This window comes from Pseudonocardia sp. CA-142604 (genome assembly GCF_050948475.1).
GTDB lineage: Bacteria > Actinomycetota > Actinomycetes > Mycobacteriales > Pseudonocardiaceae > Pseudonocardia > Pseudonocardia alaniniphila.
The window spans coordinates 9120174-9137749 of the sequence record NZ_CP192045.1; the positions used below are offsets into that span (position 1 = coordinate 9120174).

The 17576-nt window shown below is 71.8% G+C and carries 16 protein-coding genes; 3 read left to right on the forward strand and 13 right to left on the reverse strand.

What is annotated here, in order from left to right:
- Nucleotides 1-21: 21 nt before the first annotated feature.
- The 7 genes from ACQPZQ_RS41530 to ACQPZQ_RS41560 form a co-directional block, all read right to left on the reverse strand.
- Nucleotides 22-894 carry an NADH-quinone oxidoreductase subunit C gene (locus tag ACQPZQ_RS41530; protein WP_433289964.1) on the reverse strand — a complete coding sequence of 291 codons (873 nt, stop codon included), beginning with the start codon at nt 892-894 and terminating at the stop codon, nt 22-24.
- 6 nt (nt 895-900) lie between these two features.
- On the reverse strand, nt 901-1452 hold the full coding sequence (locus ACQPZQ_RS41535) for a NuoB/complex I 20 kDa subunit family protein (RefSeq protein WP_241040326.1): 552 nt from the start codon (nt 1450-1452) through the stop codon (nt 901-903).
- A gap of 1 nt (nt 1453) precedes the next feature.
- Entirely contained in the window at nt 1454-1819 is a 366-nt protein-coding gene (locus ACQPZQ_RS41540; protein WP_232667592.1) for an NADH-quinone oxidoreductase subunit A, read from the reverse strand.
- A gap of 109 nt (nt 1820-1928) precedes the next feature.
- The gene (locus tag ACQPZQ_RS41545; protein WP_433289965.1) at nt 1929-3239 is read right to left on the reverse strand and encodes a geranylgeranyl reductase family protein; all 1311 of its coding nucleotides are present in this window, start codon (nt 3237-3239) and stop codon (nt 1929-1931) included.
- A gap of 87 nt (nt 3240-3326) precedes the next feature.
- Complete coding sequence (locus ACQPZQ_RS41550; protein WP_241040324.1) at nt 3327-4037, reverse strand: demethylmenaquinone methyltransferase; 711 nt, start codon at nt 4035-4037, stop codon at nt 3327-3329.
- 106 nt (nt 4038-4143) lie between these two features.
- The gene (locus ACQPZQ_RS41555; protein ID WP_433289966.1) at nt 4144-5247 is read right to left on the reverse strand and encodes a glycosyltransferase; all 1104 of its coding nucleotides are present in this window, start codon (nt 5245-5247) and stop codon (nt 4144-4146) included.
- Between the two features lie 2 nt (nt 5248-5249).
- A complete protein-coding gene (locus tag ACQPZQ_RS41560) occupies nt 5250-6404 on the reverse strand; it encodes a glycosyltransferase family 4 protein (protein ID WP_433289967.1) in 1155 nt (384 codons plus the stop codon).
- 154 nt (nt 6405-6558) lie between these two features.
- Here ACQPZQ_RS41560 and ACQPZQ_RS41565 point away from each other — a divergent pair, with 154 nt between their 5' ends.
- Nucleotides 6559-7389 (forward strand): inositol monophosphatase family protein, encoded by an 831-nt coding sequence (locus ACQPZQ_RS41565; protein WP_433289968.1) that lies wholly within the window; start codon nt 6559-6561, stop codon nt 7387-7389.
- 158 nt (nt 7390-7547) lie between these two features.
- Nucleotides 7548-8393 carry a DMT family transporter gene (locus ACQPZQ_RS41570; RefSeq protein ID WP_433289969.1) on the forward strand — a complete coding sequence of 282 codons (846 nt, stop codon included), beginning with the start codon at nt 7548-7550 and terminating at the stop codon, nt 8391-8393.
- Between the two features lie 4 nt (nt 8394-8397).
- Here the strand turns inward: ACQPZQ_RS41570 and ACQPZQ_RS41575 are convergent, their stop codons facing one another.
- Nucleotides 8398-8883 (reverse strand): DUF3592 domain-containing protein, encoded by a 486-nt coding sequence (locus ACQPZQ_RS41575; RefSeq protein ID WP_433289970.1) that lies wholly within the window; start codon nt 8881-8883, stop codon nt 8398-8400.
- Nucleotides 8884-8977: 94 nt separating this feature from the next.
- Here ACQPZQ_RS41575 and ACQPZQ_RS41580 point away from each other — a divergent pair, with 94 nt between their 5' ends.
- Nucleotides 8978-10210 (forward strand): isochorismate synthase, encoded by a 1233-nt coding sequence (locus tag ACQPZQ_RS41580; RefSeq protein WP_433289971.1) that lies wholly within the window; start codon nt 8978-8980, stop codon nt 10208-10210.
- A gap of 52 nt (nt 10211-10262) precedes the next feature.
- Here the strand turns inward: ACQPZQ_RS41580 and menD are convergent, their stop codons facing one another.
- The 5 genes from menD to ACQPZQ_RS41605 form a co-directional block, all read right to left on the reverse strand.
- Entirely contained in the window at nt 10263-11903 is a 1641-nt protein-coding gene (menD, locus tag ACQPZQ_RS41585) for a 2-succinyl-5-enolpyruvyl-6-hydroxy-3-cyclohexene-1-carboxylic-acid synthase (protein ID WP_433289972.1), read from the reverse strand.
- Between the two features lie 46 nt (nt 11904-11949).
- The gene (locus ACQPZQ_RS41590; RefSeq protein ID WP_433289973.1) at nt 11950-13620 is read right to left on the reverse strand and encodes a choline dehydrogenase; all 1671 of its coding nucleotides are present in this window, start codon (nt 13618-13620) and stop codon (nt 11950-11952) included.
- A 597-nt stretch (nt 13621-14217) separates the two neighbouring features.
- Nucleotides 14218-15147, reverse strand: a complete 930-nt coding sequence (locus ACQPZQ_RS41595) for a carbohydrate ABC transporter permease (protein WP_433289974.1) — start codon at nt 15145-15147, stop codon at nt 14218-14220.
- On the reverse strand, nt 15147-16166 hold the full coding sequence (locus ACQPZQ_RS41600) for a carbohydrate ABC transporter permease (RefSeq protein ID WP_433289975.1): 1020 nt from the start codon (nt 16164-16166) through the stop codon (nt 15147-15149). The genes ACQPZQ_RS41595 and ACQPZQ_RS41600 overlap by 1 nt, the downstream gene beginning before the upstream one ends.
- Nucleotides 16163-17554: an ABC transporter substrate-binding protein gene (locus ACQPZQ_RS41605; RefSeq protein ID WP_433289976.1), complete on the reverse strand. Its 1392-nt coding sequence runs from the start codon at nt 17552-17554 to the stop codon at nt 16163-16165. The genes ACQPZQ_RS41600 and ACQPZQ_RS41605 overlap by 4 nt, the downstream gene beginning before the upstream one ends.
- Nucleotides 17555-17576: the final 22 nt, after the last annotated feature.

The following is a 17576-nucleotide window of genomic DNA, read 5'->3' on the forward strand; positions in this document are numbered from 1 at the left end:
CGGAGAAGGGTCGGTACGCGGTCACGTGTACGACCGCCGCTGGTCCGGGGGCGGGATCTCCGCACCCTTGTACTCCACCGGGATCCCGCCGAGCGGGTAGTCCTTGCGCTGGGGATGCCCTTCCCAGTCGTCCGGCATCAGGATCCTGGTGAGCGCCGGATGACCGTCGAAGATCACACCGAACATGTCCCACGTCTCGCGCTCGTGCCAGTCGGCCGTGGGGTAGACGTCGACGACGCTCTGCACGTGCGGGTCGTCCACGTCGAGGGCGACCTCGAGCCGGATGCGGCGCCGGTAGGTCATCGACGTCAGGTGGTAGACGACGTGGAGTCGCTGGGCCACACCCTCGCCGTAGTCGACACCGGAGACCGAGGAGCACAGCTCGAAGCGCAGGCCCTCGTCGTCGCGGAGGGTGCGGCAGAGCTCGCGGATGCGGTCGGGCCGCACGTAGAACGTGATCTCGCCGCGGTCGATCGTGATCTGCTGCACGGCGCCCCGCGGGATGCCACGCTCGGCCAGCGCATCGCCGAAGTCGTCGGCGAACTCGTCGAACCAGCCACCGAACGGCCGCTCGGCCGGAGCCGGGACGTGCCCGGGCAACCGCAGGCCGCCGAAGCCCGAGGTGTCGCCGGAGCCGTGGACCCCGAACATCCCGTGACGCTCGCGGGTGCTCCCGGCCGGGATCCGCGTGCCGCCCTCGGGCGTCTGCCCGTTGACGTGCGCGTCGATCGCGGTGTCGGTCTGCTCGGGCTCACCGCCGGCAGGCGGCTCGCCACCCGCAGCCCGCTGGGCTGCGGTGTCGGGCCCGCTCGTCTCGGCGGAGGACTGCGGCCCTCCGGTCGCCTCGGCCTTCTCCTTCGACGTGCCGGACGTGCCGTTCTGTTCGTCAGCCATTCCCGGTCACTTCTTCTTCGCGAACTTGATCGAGGACGGGACGAGCTCGGTCTTGTGGCCGCTCGCCGCGAGCGCCGCGGCCCGCTTGGCGCCCAGCGGCTCGTCCATGATCTTGGCGTGGATCTTGAGGATCGCGTCCATCAGCATCTCCGGCCGCGGCGGGCAGCCGGGCAGGTACATGTCGACGGGGACGACGTGGTCGACGCCCTGCACGATCGCGTAGTTGTTGAACATGCCGCCGGACGAGGCGCAGACACCCATCGCCAGCACCCAGCGGGGCTCGGGCATCTGGTCGTAGATCTGGCGCAGGACCGGGGCCATCTTGTTGCTCACCCGGCCGGCGACGATCATCAGGTCGGCCTGACGGGGCGAGGCCCGGAAGACCTCCATGCCGAAGCGCGCGAGGTCGTAGCGCGGCGCGCCGGTGGTCATCATCTCGATCGCGCAGCAGGCCAGCCCGAACGTGGCGGGCCACAGCGAGGACTTACGCGTCCAGTTGACCAGCTTCTCGACGCTGGTCAGCAGGACGCCGCTGGGCAGATGCTCTTCCAGACCCATCTCAGTTCCAATCCAGCCCGCCGCGCCGCCACACGTAGATGTAGGCGAAGCCGACCGTGACGATGAACAGCACGATCTCCACCAGCCCGAAGAGGCCGAGCGCGTCGGCACTCACCGCGAACGGGTAGAGGAAGACCATCTCGATGTCGAACAGGATGAACAGCATCGCCGTGAGGTAGTAGGCGACCGGCATGCGGCCGCCGCCCACGACGGGTTGGGGCGAAGGCTCGATGCCGCACTCATAGGCGTCGAGCTTCGCCCTGTTGTAGCGCCGGGGTCCGACGTACGGCGCGGCCGTCACCGAGAACAGTGCGAACGCACCGGCCAGCGCGAACAGCAGCACCAGCGGGAGGTAGGGATCGAGCATCCGTCAGCCCTGTCGTCTACTAGTAGCGGAGTCTTCCTGATTCGATGGCACCGCTCGCCGACACTAAGTCGGCTGACGGCCCTGGCCGCAGCCAGGCAAGCCTTAGTAACTACAAACTCGGTGCGACTCTGGTCATCGCGGTGATGACGCGGTCGCTCAACCCCCCGTCCCTCGGGTCGTAGAGGTTGGCGAGCAGTTTGAGGATGAACCGCATCAGCGTCGCGCGTGGGAGACCGTACTTCGTGGCCATGCCCATCACGGTCGGGTTGCCGATGAGCTTCGAGAAAACGTTGCCTATTCGGTAGTAGCCGCCGAGTGCCTGACTCATGGCCGTGGGGTAACCGGCCAGCGCGGCCTCGGCCGACGCACCCGAGCGCGCCAGCGCCTGCACCGTGCAGCGCGACGCGATCGCCGCCGACTCCATCGCGTAGGCGATGCCCTCCCCGTTGAACGGGTTGACCATCCCGCCGGCGTCGCCCACGAGCAGCAGGCCCGGCCGGTAGTGCGGGGTGCGGTTGAAGCCCATCGGCAGGGCGGCCCCGCCGACGGTGCCCACCGCGTTCTCGTCGCGGTAGCCCCACTCCTCCGGGGTGCCGTCGAGCCACGACTTCAGCAGCGCGCGGTAGTCGGTGGATCCGTAGGCCTTGCTCGTGGACAGGATCCCGAGACCCACGTTCGACGTGCCGTCGCCCATCCCGAAGATCCAGCCGTAGCCGGGCAGCAGCTTCGGGTCGGCGGGGTTCGACCGGTCCCACAGCTCGAGGTGGCTCTCCAGGAAGTCGTCGTGCGTGCGCGGGCTGTTGTAGTACCGGCGCACCGCCACGCCCATCGGCCGGTCGTCGCGCTTGGCCATCCCCAGGCTCAGCGCGAGCCGGGCGCTCACGCCGTCGCAGGCGAGGGTGAGGGGCGCGCGAAACGAGACCGGGCGCTTGTCCTTGCCCTTCCCCGTGGTGCCGGCCACACCGGTGACCCGGCCCGTCCGCTCGTCGGTGAGGGCCTCGGTGACCGTGGTCTCCTCGCGCAGCCGCGCACCGGACTTCTCGGCGTGGCGCACCAGGAGCTCGTCGAAGTCCTGGCGGGGCCGGACGGCCCCGAAGTTGGGAAAGCTCGAGAGCGTGGGCCACTCCAGCTCGAGCGTGACGCCGCCGCCGACGACCCGCAGGCCCTTGTTGTGCAGCCAGCCGTTCTGCTCCGAGCAGTCGATGCCGAGATCGATCAGCTGCTTCATGCCGCGAGGGGTGAAGCCGTCGCCGCAGACCTTGGGCCGCGGGAACGTCGACTTCTCCAGAAGGAGTACGTCGAGACCGGCACGTGCCAAGTACGCGGCGGCGGTAGACCCGGCGGGACCGGCACCGACGACGATGACGTCGGCGTCGGCGTCCGGTCGCCCGCCGACGGTGGTGGGTTCGGGCGCGACCAAAACGGCTCCTTGTGAACAGATTCACGAAGTCGGTACGAGTCTATGCACCCTCGTCCACGCCCGCGCGCCCGCCACCCGGGCGTAGCGTCACCCGACTGGCCCCTGCGTGTCATACGGACGGCGAGCGCGGTGCAGAGCAACTGCGCCGAAGGCCAGGTCGCGCCATGCGACGTCGCTCCAGCCCGCCGCGGCGACGCGCCGCGCCAACACGGGCTGAGCAGGCCAATCGCGGATCGATTCACCCAGATAGCGGTACGCCGCTGGGTTGCTCGACACGCGATCCGCGACCGCAGGGAGCACCCTCTCCAGGCCCAGGTGGTAGGCGACGCGGAACGGCGCGAACGTCGGACGGCCGAACTCACACACCACCAGGCGGCCGCCCGGACGGGTGACGCGCGCCAACTCGCGCAGAGCAAGGTCGGGATCGGCGACGTTGCGCAGGCCGAACGAGATCGTCACCGCGTCGAAGACAGCGTCGCGGAACGGCAGGTGCAGCGCGTCGGCCGCCACCTTCGGCACCGCCCGGTGGGCGCCAGCGCGGAGCATCCCGAGCGAGAAGTCGGCCGCCACGCACCACGCGCCCGATCGCGACAGCTCCACGGTGGAGACAGCGGTGCCGGCGGCGAGGTCGAGCACCTTCTCGCCGGGACGAAGCTGCAGCGCCTCACGCGTGAGCGCCCGCCAGCGCCGGTCCTGCCCGGCGGTGAGCACCGTGTTGGTCAGGTCGTAGCGGCGCGCGACGGCGTCGAACATCACAGCGACGTCGTGCGGGTCTTTGTCGAGGTCGGCGCGGCTCACACGGGAAACGCTACTTGCCCCGCGAGCCACCCTCCCCACCCCCGCGAGTCGCCCGTTCCCACCCCCGGGCAGCCCGTCCCACGCGGGCGCTCAGACAGGCAGACGGTCAGACGGTCAGCGTGGCGAGCATCCGTCCGACGGACTCCGGCCACCCGAACTGCTCGGCCCGGGCCCGCGCCGCAGCCCGGCGCACGCCCTCGTCCGCGGCGAGGACGGTGGTGACGCCCGCGGCGAAGGCCTCGGGCCGGTCCAGGGCAGCTGCCCCCGATGGCCCGACGATCTCCGGCAGCGCCGACGAGGCCGAGACGACCACGGGAGTACCGCTCGCCAGTGCCTCCAGCGCCGACAAGCCGAACGTCTCGTGCGGACCGGGGGCCAGCGAGACGTCGGCGGAGGCGAGCAACCGGGCCAGCCGGGAGCGGTCGGGCACGAAGCCGAGGAACGTCACCGGCAACCCGGCGGCCCGCCGCTCCAGCAGCGGGCGGCGTGGCCCGTCACCGGCGACGACCAGGCGTACCCGGTGCCCCGCATCGCGCAGCGCAGCCACCGTGTCGATGCTGCGCTCCGGGTGCTTCTCCGGCGAGAGGCGCCCGCAGTGGACGAGCAGGGTCTCGGAGCGGCGGGCCAGCGTGCTGCGCAGGGCGGTGTCCCGGTGCAGCGGCGAGAACGTCCGGAGGTCCACCCCCAGCGGCACCTGGGCAACGTTGGTCACGCCGATGCGGTCGAACTCGGCGCGTGCGAACGACGTGGTGCACACCACGGTGTCGTAGGCCGCCGCCATCCGGGCATTCGCGAAGTCGGCCACCCGTCGCGCGGCCGGTTCGGGCATCAGGAACTGCGCGAGCAGCCGGTCGAGGCGCTCGTGGGAGATCACGATGCTCGGCACCCCGCGCCGTGACGCCCACGCGCCCAACCCGCGCAACGTCAGCCGGTCCGACACCTCGATGGCGTCGGGCCGCAGCCGTTCGAGCAGTCGCTGCACGCGCCACGGGTCGACGGCACGGTAGCCGCCGGTGCCGGGCAGCCGGGGCGCGGCGACGGTGATACGGCGGATTCCGGCAGGCAGCCGCTCGTCCGCCGACCGCCGGCCGGGCACGACGAGCACCACCTCGTGGCCGCGGCCCACGTACCCCGCGCCGAGGTGGTGGAGGGCCGTGCGGAGACCGCCCGAGCGCGGACCGTAGAAGTTGGCCAGCTGGACGATGCGCACCGTCAGGCGGCCGCGGCTGTGGCGCCGATGACCTCGGCGTAGTGCGCGAGCAGCTCGTCGCAGACCGTGGACCAGGTACGACGCAACACCGACTGCCGGGCTGCGGCGCCGAAGCGGGCCCGGGTCGCCGGGTCGGTGAGCGCCACGACCGCGGCACGGAGCTCGGCGTCGGCCGCGATCGACCGCGGGTCGTGAGGGCCCTCGGAGCCGTCGGGGTGAGGCGGCACGAGGTAGCCGGTGCGGCCGGGGAGAACGAGGTCGCGAGGCCCGCCCGCGTCCGGCGCGACCACGGGCAGCCCCGAGGCGAGCGCCTCCTGCACAGCCTGGCAGAAGGTCTCCGACGGGCCGGTGTGCACGAAGACGTCGAGCGAGGCGTAGATCCGGGCCAGCTCGTCGCCGCCGCGGAAACCGAGGAACGCTGCAGTCGGCAACGCCGCCGCGAGGCGGTCCCGGCTCGGGCCGTCACCCACCACCACGAGCCTGATGCCGGGCACGTCGGCCAGCGCGGTGAGCCGCTCCACCTGCTTCTCCGGTGCGAGCCTGCCCACGTACCCGACGAGCAGCTCGCCGCCCGGGGCCAGCTGGGCGCGCAGGCCGTCGTTGCGTTTGTGCGGGGTGAACCGTCCGGTGTCGACACCGCGCGCCCACTGGTGCACCCGCGGAACGCCACGCGCACGCAGCGCCTCGGTGGCCCAGCTCGACGGGGCGAGGGTGCGGTCGGCCTGGCCGTGCAGCCGGCACGTCCAGCGCCACGCCGCACGTGCCGTCAGACCGAGGCCGTAGGAGGAGGCGAACCCGGCCACGTCGGTCTGGTAGACGGCGACCGTCGGGATGCCGAGCCGGCGGGCGGCAGCCAGCCCGCGGTACCCGACGACGAACGGCGCGGCCAGGTGGACGACGTGGGGCGCGAACTCGCGCAGCGCCGTCAGCACGCGCCTGCTGGGCACCCCGACCGGCATCGACGAGACGACCGGCAGATCCACCGCCGGGACCCGCACCACCCGAGCACCCGCGTACTCCAGGGGACCGTCCATCCCTGGCGCGATCACCAACGCCTCGTGACCCGCCTCCGTCAGGTGCTCGACCACCCGGAGCACGGAGTTCGTCACGCCGTTGACAACGGGCAGGAAGCACTCGGAGACGATGGCGACTCGCACGGAGGCACCGTTGCCTGCCCGTGGGGCGAAGTGTTGACGAGCCACCGAACGTACGGCCAACAGCCCATGTCGGGCACACAGTTGGCCGGGTGATCCATGACACGACACCTGAGCGACGCACCGGAGACACCGGACACGCCGACGCTCGGGCCACATGACCGTCCAGCCGCACCCGAGTGCACCCTCGACACCGTTCCCGGTCGAGGCGGGGTTGCTCTCCAAGGCTCTGGAGGTGGCCGGGCGCTTGGCCAACGACGCCGCGGAGGTGATCACGGCCACCGCGGGCCGCGGCCAACAGCCGGGTGCCACCCACAAAGCGAACCCGTTCGACTGGGTCACCGACACCGACCGGACCCTGGAACGGCACACCCGCCGGGTGCTGGCATCGGAGTTCCCCGGGGTGCCGGTGGTCGGCGAGGAGTTCGGGAGCGACGGCGACGCCGCGACCGCGCCGTACCGGTGGGTGGTCGACCCCGTCGACGGCACGGCCAACTACGTCGCCGGATTCCCGTGGTGCGCCTACAGCCTCGCGCTCGTGGACGCCTACGGGCCGGTGGTCGGGGTGATCGCCGACCCCAGCCGGGCCCAGATCTACGCGGCCGCCCGCGGCCGGGGCGTGCGGGCGAACGGCGTGGCGGTCACGGTGACGCCACGGTCCCCCACCGGCGGCCTGATCTGCGCGGAACTCTCGCTGGAGCGTGCGCCGGGCTTCACCCGCCAGGCCGCCGCCGGTCACGCGGGGGTACGGGTGCTCGGGTCGGCGGCGCTCGCGATCACGCAGGTCGCGCTCGGGCACGCCGTCGCCGCGGTGCTCGACAGCTACCGGGAGTGGGACGTCGCGGGCGCCGCGTGCCTCGCGGCCGAGGCCGGCGCGCTCATCGTCGACGGGGAGGGGCGGCCGAACCCGCTTCCCTCGGGCGCGATGGTCGTCGCGGTGCCGGGCTCGCTGGACGAGGTGCTCGGCTGGTGGCACGCCGACCGATAGAGCCGGGCGACCGAGCCGAGCAGGGGCAACTCGCGGGAATGGCGGGCGGCTCGGGCGGTGGGCGCTCGGGGGCTGCGGGTTAGGGTCGCCGTATCGCCACCATCTCGAAGCCGGAGTCCTCCGCGACGCTCGCCGTACGCGCCACCCCGTTCCTGTTCGTGGTGATCTGGGCGTCGGGTTTCGTGGTGGCCAAGTACGCGGCCCCCTACGCAGAACCGCTGAGCTTCCTGATCCTGCGCTACGCCGGGGTCGTCGTGCTGATGCTCGTTCTCGCGCTCGTCGCGCGGGCGCCCTGGCCGGGTTGGCGGCAGGCCGGCCACATCGCGGTGGCGGGTGTGGGCATCCAGGCCGGCTACCTCGGCGGTGTGTGGGCGGCGGTCGCAGCCGGGATGCCGGCCGGTGTCACGGCGCTGGTGGTGAACCTGCAGCCGGTGCTGACCGCAGTGTTCGCGGCGCTGCTCGGCGAGCGGCTCGGACGTCTGCAGGTGCTGGGGCTGCTGCTCGGTTTCGCGGGAGTCGCCCTCGTCGTCTCGAGCAAGGTCACCACCTCGGGCCTGACGCCGCTGACGCTCGGACTGACCACGGTGGCACTGCTCGCGATCACCGCAGGCACGCTGTACCAGAAGCGGTTCTGCCCGGAGTTCGATCTGCGCACCGGGCAGGTCGTCCAGTTCGCGGCCTCGCTGCTGGTGACGCTGCCGTTCACGCTGGCGTTCGAGCACTTCCGTTTCGACTGGACACCCCAACTCATCGGCGCGCTCGCCTGGTCGGTGCTGGTGCTCACCGGCGGCGGGATCTCGCTGCTCTTCCTGATGCTGCGCCGCGGCGCGGCATCGCAGGTGACCAGCTACTTCTATCTCGTTCCGGGGATCACGGCGCTGATGGCGTGGGCGATGTTCGGCGAGACCCTCGGACCGGTCGCCATCGCAGGCATGGTGGTGGCGGTGCTCGGGGTGGCGTTCGCCACCCGCGCGGGCTCACGGGCCCGGTCCGCTCGGTTGTGACCTCTCAGGCGCCGGCGCGCCGACGGCGCAACCACACGGCGAGCGGGCCCAGCACCGCCCACAGCACGAGCACGCCGATCCCCAGCGGGAGCACCCCGTCGATCGCGGAGCGACCGGCGACCCGTACGAGTTCGGGCTTGGTCACGTCGTACTCGACCGCGACGTCCGCACCCTCCTGCAGGCCCCACGGGTAGAAGACCCCGTGCTCCGGCACGACCGCTTCCCCGTTGGCCACGGTGAACCGGACCAGCGTGCGGGAGAACGACGAGCCGGGAAGCACCTCCGCCTGGGCGACGGCCGGGTTGGCGTCGATCGCACGGTCGTCGACGGCGGCACCCGCGAGGGCCAGTACGGCCAGCACGGTGGCAACCACCGCCAGTCCGGCGACGATCTCGGGGAGCCGCCGGGCAATCCCCTGTACGGCGGGGCGCACCAGTGCCGCGAGCTCGTCGACGGCCCGGGTGTCGCCACGCCCCGTGCCAGTCGTCACAGAGCGCATTCTATTGGCTGGTGGAACCACGCTGTGGGCGGCACCTCGCCGACCCGCCGCGCACCGCAGGTCGCGTGCTCCTACTCTCGGGCTCGTGACAATCGCCCCGTTGTCCGGCGGGTTGGGCGTGCGAACGCGGCTCATCGACGACCCGGGCCGGCTGATCGACCTCCTCCCCGACGACCAGAACCCGCTGTCGTGGGTGCGCGGCTCCGACGGCCTCGTCGGCTGGGGGGAAGTTGCCCGGTTCACCGGCACCGGGCCCCAGCGCTTCACCCAGGCGGACGCCTGGTGGCAGTCGTTCACCAGGCGGCTGCGCGTGACCGACGACGTCCAGGTGCCCGGCACGGGACCTGTGGCCTTCGCCAGCTTCACCTTCGCCGACTCGTCCGAGGGCTCGACGCTCGTGGTGCCTCGGGTGCTGGTCGGCCGGCGCGATGGGCTGTCGTGGGTCACCGAGTTCGGGGACGGGCCTCCGGCCGTCCGCGCGGTCAGCCCGGTGCGCCCCACCGGCACCCTGCGCTTCGCCGACGGCATGCTCCCCGTCGCCGGATACCGGACGGCCGTGGCCGAGGCCGTGCGCCGGATGCGGGCGGGTGAGCTCGAGAAGGCGTGCCTCGCCCATGACCTGCTGGCTGTCGGCGACGAACCCTTCGATCCCCGCTTCCTGCTCGGCGGGCTGGCCGAGCGGTACCCGACGTGCTGGTCGTACGCGGTGGACAGGCTGGTGGGAGCCACGCCCGAGTTGCTGGTGCGGCGCACCGCGGGTGTCGTCGAGTCCAGGGTGCTCGCCGGCACGATCTGGCCGGGCTCGGGCGACAACCTCTCGGGCCAGCTGCTCGGCTCGGCCAAGGACCGGCACGAGCACGCCCTCGCCGTCGACTCGCTGGCCGACGCGCTCCGCCCGCTCTGCAGCACGCTCGACGTGCCGGAGCAGCCGGGGGTGATCGCGCTGCACAACGTGTCCCACCTCTCCAGCGACGTGCGGGGCACCCTCGACCCCACCGACCCCGCATCGCTCTTGGAGCTGGCCGAGGCCGTGCACCCGACGGCCGCGGTGGGCGGCACGCCCCGCAAGGCCGCGCTCCGCCTGATCACCGAGCTCGAGGGGATGGACCGCGGCCGCTACGCCGGGCCCGTGGGCTGGGTCGACAGCAGCGGTGACGGCGAGCTCGGCATCGCGCTGCGCTGCGCCCAGCTCGACGGTCCGGTCGCGCGGCTGTTCGCAGGCTGCGGGATCGTGGCCGACTCCGATCCCCACAAGGAGGCGCGGGAGGCCGCGGCGAAGATGGTGGCCGTACGCGACGCACTGCAGGCCGGCAACTGACGGCCTGCTCGACCGCTGTCCGCGGCCGTGGCTCCCGTGGTGCCGCCGCCGATCAGGCTGCCGCCACGGCGGCAGCCACCGCGGCCCGCAGCGCCGCGTGCCCCGCCCGGAGTGTGGGGCGCTCGGCAGCCACCTCCACCACCCGCAGGCCGGGCGCGGGCGCGAGTGCGGCTGCAACGTCGGCGACGTCCACCCGGACGTGACCGACGCCGGTGGCGGCGCACAGCGCGGCCAGGTCGACCTGGTGCGGCGTGCCGAAGACCCGCTCGAACGCCGCCGCGTGCTCGGGCGCTCCCTGCTCCAGCAGCCCGAAGATCCCGCCACCCCCGTCGTTGAGGACGACGACGGTGAGGTCGGGCCGCGGCTCGTCCGGCCCGATGACGAACCCGGTGGCGTCGTGCAGCAGCGTGAGGTCGCCGACCAGCGCGTACGCCGGTCCGTCGTGGACCAGAGCCGCCCCGAGCGCCGTCGACACCGTGCCGTCGATTCCCGCGACGCCACGGTTGCTCAGCACGGTGAGCCCGTGCCGCGGGGCCGCTGCGAGCGAGACGTCCCGCACGGGGTTCGACGAGCCGAGCAGGAGCTGTCCACCGTCGGGCAGGGCGGCGAGCACCGACCGGGCCAGCCGCAGCCCGACGGGCGCGATGCCCGCGTCCAAGGCGTGGTCCAGCGCCTTCGCGGCGGCGGTGTCGGCTGTCTGCCAGATGTGCGTCCAGGACCCGTCAGGCGTGAGGCTCGGCAGCGAACCGACGGCCCGGACGGTGCCCGCCACATCGGTCCACGGGGCCCCGTCGGGATCGGCGAGCACGTAGGTGGCGACGGACGGGTCGGCGAGCAGCCGCTGGACCGGCCGGTGCAGCGTGGGACGGCCCGCCACCACCACCTGAGCCGGCTTCAGAGACTCTGCAGCCGGGGTCCCGAGCAGCCAGGGACCGGTGCGGACGGAATCCGGCCACGGTGCCGACGAGGGCTCCGCGATGACCGGGACCGGCAGGTCGCGCAGACCGTCCGGGGCGTTGCTCCCGGCGATGACGAGCGTCGGCGCGGACGGGTCGAGCGGGAGCGCAGGCGCCTCCCGCACGACGGGGGCCACCGAGGTCCACGGCTCGCCGCCGGCCCGGCCTGCGGGGGCGACGCCGGTGCCGTCGGGCACCAGGGGTTCGGCGAAGGGCAGGTTGAGCTGGACCGGCCCCGGCTGCCCGCCGAGTGCACCGTTGGCCGCCGCGACGGCACGGTCCACGAGCGAACGCCAGCGGCCGTTGTCCTCCGAGCCTCCTCCGGCGCCACCGCTCAGCGCGAGCCGGACGGCGGAGCCGAAGATCCCTGCCTGCGAGATCGTCTGGCTGGCTCCCGTCCCGACCATCTCCTGAGGACGGTCGGCGCTGAGCACGATCAGCGGCACGCCCGAGTACGACGCCTCGAGCACCGCCGGATGCAGGTTCGCGACCGCCGTGCCCGAGGTGGTGCACACCGGCACCGGACGACGGGAGCGCAGCGCGAGCCCGAGCGCCAGGAAGCCGGCCGTGCGCTCGTCGATGCGCACGTGCAGCCGGAGCCGGCCGCTCGTGTCGGCCGCGTGGAGCGCGAACGAGAGCGGTGCGTTGCGCGAACCCGCGCACAGCACCGCGTCCGTGACTCCACACCGGATCAGCTCGTCGACGATCACCTGGGCCTGCATCGTCGACGGATTCACGAGGTCGAGCCTATGCGCGCGCCGCAGTTCCCGTTCGGGGACGGTGCTAGCTGACCGACGTCGTCCCCACCTGTGCGGGTGTGTGGCGGTGGAACTGCTCGTACTGCGGGGCCAGCGGCGTACGACCGAGGATCAGGTCAGACGCCTTCTCCGCGATCATGGCGACCGGCGAGAAGGTGTTGGCGTTGGTGACGTACGGCATCACCGAGGCGTCCACCACACGCAGACCCTCGGTGCCGTGCACCCGCATCGAGGACGGGTCGACCACGGAGTCCTCGTTCGTGCCCATCCGGCAGGTGCTCGCGTAGTGCATCGCCGAGACCGCGTGCTCGGCCACCCAGGCCAGCACCTCGTCGTCGGTGCGGACGGCAGGCCCAGGAGCGGCCTCACCGCCGTCGAACTGCGCGAACGCGGGCTGGGAGAGGATCTCCCTGGCGATCCGCACGGACTCGATCCACTCGCGGCGGTCCTGCTCGGTGGACAGGAAGTTGAACCGGATCGACGGGGTGGCCGTCGGGTTGGCCGAGCGGATCCGGACGTAGCCGCGCGCATCGGAGGAGACCGGGCCGACGTGCAACTGGTACCCGTGCCGGTCCGTGGGCGAGGACTCGTAGCTGCGCGAGGCGATGGGGAGGAACTGGAACATCACGTTCGGGTAGGCGACGTCCGGGTTGCTCCGCACGAAGCCGCCCGCCTCGAAGTGGTTGGTGGCCCCGGGCCCGCTCTTCAGGAACAGCCATTGGAAACCGATCGACGGCGCGTTCTTCAGCGACGACGTCGGGCCGAGCGACACGGGCTGGGTGCACACGTGCTGCACCATCACCTCGAGGTGGTCCTGCAGGTTCTCACCCACGCCGGGCAGGTGGTGCACCACCGGCACGCCGAGCGCGCCGAGCCGGTCGGCGTCGCCGATCCCGGACAGCTGCAGGATCTGGGGGGACTTGACCGTGCCCCCGCAGACCACCGTCTCGCCGCCCATGACCTGCTCGCGGTTGCCGTGGCGGTCGGTGTACTCGACGCCGATGGCGCGGGTGCCGTCGAAGAGCACGCGCGTGACGTTGGCGCCGGTGCGCACCTCGAGGTTCGGCCGGCCCATGGCGGGGTGCAGGTAGGCCCGCGCCGCCGACCACCGGCGGGTGCCGCGGATGTTGCGGTCGAACCGGCCGAAGCCCTCTTGCCGCTGGCCGTTGACGTCCTCCGTGGTCGGGTAGCCGGCCTGCTCCGTGGCCTGCAGGAACGCTCCGAACAGCGGGTTGGCCGCGCGGCCGCGCTCCAGCGTGATCGGGCCGCCGCGGCCGCGGAACGGGGTGTCGGTGAGGGAGTCCTCGCTGCGCCGGAAGTAGGGCAGGACGTGGGCGTAGTCCCAGTTGTCCATGCCGGGGTCGGCAGCCCAGCGCTCGTAGTCCAGCGGGTTGCCGCGCTGGAAGATCATCCCGTTCATGCTGCTCGTGCCGCCGAGGAGACGCCCCGCGGGCACCTTCAGCCGGCGTCCCCGCAGGAACGGCTCGGGCTCGGTCTGGTGCCGCCAGTCGTAGAACGAGCGACCCATCGGGAACGGGAGCGCGGCCGGCATGTGGATCAGGACATCCCACTTGTGGTCCGGCCGACCGGCCTCGAGCACCAGTACGCGGACGCCGGGATCGACGCTCAGCCGGTTGGCCAGCACGCTGCCGGCAGAGCCGCCACCCACGATGATGAAGTCGTACGGGGCCTGCATGTGCCACTCCTGTCGGGGGCTGTCAAACGCTGGGGAGGCCGGGAAGGCTAACCCATTCGAGGGACCGCAAGGAAACCTGCGACAGACGCTAAGCGACCGACACATTCGTGTCAGAAGCGGGAATCGCGATAGTACTAGTCGCGGTAGTACCAATCGCCCGAACCGGCCGGACGAAGCGGACCGGGAGACAACGCCGTGGGTGGTGCGGACGATCACGGGTCCGCAGGCGCAACGGGACAAAGGCGCTGATCCGGACCGTTTTACCTGATCACACGGGCTACCGGCCTCCGCGGAGGCCCGGTCGCCGGACGGCTGACCGCCCGAGCCGGAACTCGGCCGCGCCGCGGGCGTTCGTCCCGGGCGGGACGGCACCTCCCTGCTTCGATCGGGTGTCACCCCTCCTGGTGCGAGAATTTCGCCCGGTCGGTGAGCGGAGCAAGCGGTGCTGCGGACGGTAGCCGTCCCGCCGTGTCACGTTCACCCGGACGGCCCTACCGGCCGTTCACTCAGCCGAGCCGTGTCTCACCGCGCGTCAGAGTTGCCAGGCGAGCCATGGGCGAGGTCCGACGACCGGTTGATCGCGACCGAACCTGAGCCTCAGCCCTTCTCCGCACCGGCGGTGAGGCCCTCGGTGAGGAGCCGCTCGCAGGCGAAGAAGACCACGATGATCGGGATCGTCACGATGACCGAGCCCGCCATCAGCACGGTGGTGGGGATCTCGATGCCGCCCGCGAGCTGGGAGAGCCCGAGCGACACCGTCCAGCGGTCACGGTCCTCGACGAGGAACAGCAGCGCGAACAGGAACTCGTTCCACGCGATCATGAAGACGAACAGGGCGTTCGCGACGATCGCCGGCATCGCCAGAGGCAGGCTGATCCGGCGCATCACGCCGAGCCTGCTGCACCCGTCGATCGCAGCGGCCTCCTCGAGGCTCACCGGAACCGTGTCGAAGTAGTTGCGCAGCATGTAGATCGACACGGCCACGATCTGGGAGACGTAGACGATCAGCAGGCCGACGAGCGAGCCACGCAGGCCGATCCGGCTGAAGAACACGAACAGGGGCACCGCCAGCAGGATGCTCGGGAACAGGTAGACAGCGAGGAAGAGCACGCCGACCTGCCGCCTGCCGAAGAACTGCAACCTGCTCACGGCGTACGCGCCCGGCAACGCGATCAGCAGCGTGAGCGCCACCGTGCCGAACGAGACGAGAGCGCTGTTGGCCATGAACTGCAGGAAGCCCTGGCCCCCGGACGCGCTGGACGCGAGCACGGTGAGGTAGCTGCCGAGGTCCCACTCGGACGGCCCCACCCAGAGTGCGCCGGGGTCCTGCAGCACCCGGTCGAGCGGCCGGAAGGACAGCAACACCATGTAGTAGAAGGGGAACAGGGTGACGATCAGCAGCCCCACGATCACGACCACACGCAGCACGCCGAACACGCGGGTCTCCACCTCGTCACGGCTGAAGCGTCGCGGTGCGGGGCCAGAGGCGGACGCAGACGGCGGCAGACCCACCTCGGTGCCGGCCATCAGGACTGCTCCTCTCGCGGAGCCATCCGCCACAGATAGAGGCCGATGAGGACGGCGAGGACCGCGGCGAGCGCCAGCGACTGGGCGGCCGCCCCGCCGATGTCGCCGCGGGCGGTGAGCGAGTTGAACACCGCGACGCTGATGACCTCGGTGCCGGCGCCACCGCCGGTCAGCAGGTAGATGTCGTCGAAGCTGTTGAACGTCCAGATGAACCGCAGCACCGAGAGCACCGCGATCGTCGGCAGTAGCTGCGGGAACACGATGTACCGGAAGCGCTGCGAGATCGTGGCACCGTCCACCCTCGCGGCTTCCTCGAGCACGGACGGCACGGCCTGCAACCGCGCCGTCAGGAACAGGAACGCGAACGGGAACGACCGCCACGCCTCGAAGGCGATCACGGTGAGCAGAGCCGTCGGGATCCCCACCTGCCAGCCGAAGATCGACACCTCGCTGTAGCGCTGGCTCAGGAACGCGATCGGCTCGTCCCAGCCCAGCAGCCGGGTGCCCCAGTGGTTTGCCACCCCGAACTGCGGGTTGAGCATGGTCTTCCAGGCATAGGTCACCGCGACGATCGGCGCCACGTAGGGCAGCAGCATCGCCGCCCGGACGAGCCCGCGGAAACGGAACCTGCGCCGCAATGCGAGCGCGGCCATCAGCCCCACCCCGATCGCCGCCGCCGTGCCGAACACCGAGTACGCGAGCGTGGTCGTGAGGTTTCCCCAGAACCCGGACGAGCCGAACACAGTGGCGAAGTTGGCGAGCGTGAAGTTGCCGAACAGGCCCGAGCTGCGCAGGTTCAGCAGCCGCAACCGCTGGAAGGCCAGGAGGACCGTCCAGATGATCGGCAGCACCACCATCACCAGGACGATGACCAGCGTCGGGGAGATCAGCGCGAGCCCGGCGCGGGCCTCGGCGCTCCGCAGGGTGCGCCCGCTCCCGGAGCGGCGTCCCGGCCGGACGGGGCCGCCGGCCGGCGTTGCAGACGCGGTGCCGACTGCGGGGCCGACACCGGCACTCACCGCAGCGAGTCCTGAATCGACTTCAGAGCGGCCTCGGCCTGGGCGGCTGCACCCGGCGCGTCGACGGCTCCGCTCGTGAGGGCCGCGACCGCCGCCGGAACGGGGAGCTCACCGAGTGACGCGCCGATCAGGTCGCCCTGTCCTTGGGTGATCCCCCACCGCGCGAAGGCCTCGGGTCCCGTCGCCAGGACGTTGAGCACCTCGGGTGGGTAGAACTGCGTGAGCGGCCCCTCGGTGTCGACGCCCACCGGCAGTGTCTTCCAGCGGTCGACGAACTCCGTGCCGCCCGGGGTGCTCCCTGACCGGGCGGGGAACTTGCCCTCCGGGGCGAAGGCGAGCCAGTCGACGTAGCCGTCGCTCATCATGAACTGCACGAACTGCTGGGCGAGATCGCTGGTGGCCTCCGAGGTGATCGCCCAGTTCACCACCTCGCCGAACTGGGCGGGAGCGGTGCCGTCCGGGCCGCGCAGGGCCGTGACCACACCGGTGTTGCGGGCCAGGAACATCGGGTCCGCCACGCACTCCGGGCAACTGGGCTTGGCGTCGTTGCGGAGCCCGGCCAGCTCGTCGAGCAGGAACGTCGACCACACCGCCATCGCCGCCTGCCCGGAGAAGTAGGCGGCGCGCACCGTGTCGACGTCCTGGGTGCCCGGCACGGAGTAGTTCGTGATCAGGTCGCGGTAGAACTCGAACGCCGCGACGCACTGCGGGCTCGCGATGGTGATCTCGCCTGCGCTGTTCACGAGCTCGCACCCGTTGGCGAGCGCGATGTGCTCGAAGGTCTGCTGGGTGAAGGCGTCACCCGGCGCGGTGGCTCCGGCGAAGCCCACGCGGCCGTCGCGCGTGAGCGTGCGGGCCGCGTTCAGGATGTCGGCGTAGGTGGTGGGAGCGGGCAGCCCCGCGGCGTCGAAGAGGTCCCGCCGGTAGTAGAGGAGCTGCGACCACGCCTCGCTCGGCACCGCGAGCTGACGGTCGCCGTCGCGGGTGAGCTCCAGGGCGCGCTGGTCGAAGGTGCCGGCGCCGAGCGCGTCGACCACGGCGGCGGTGGCCTCGACGTTCACGAGGTCGTTGGTGGCGAGCGTGCGGACCGATGACAGGGGGATCGATCCGATCACGTCCGGCAGCTCCCCCGCAGCGGCCGAGCTGGTGAGCAGCTGGTTGAACTGGTCCTCGTCGACGCCGACGAGCTCCACCTGCACCCCGGTCTGCTGGGTGAACCGGGCGATGATCGCCTGCGTGGCCGCCACGCGGTCGGGGAGGGTGTCGGCCGTCCAGACGGTGATACGCCGCTCGCCGCCGTCGTCCCCACCCCCGCCGGCGCAGGCCGAGAGGAGCAGCACGGTCACCAGACCCAGAGCCGCCCCGATACGGCGAGCCACACCTCTCATCCGGACGTCTCCCCCGGTCGGA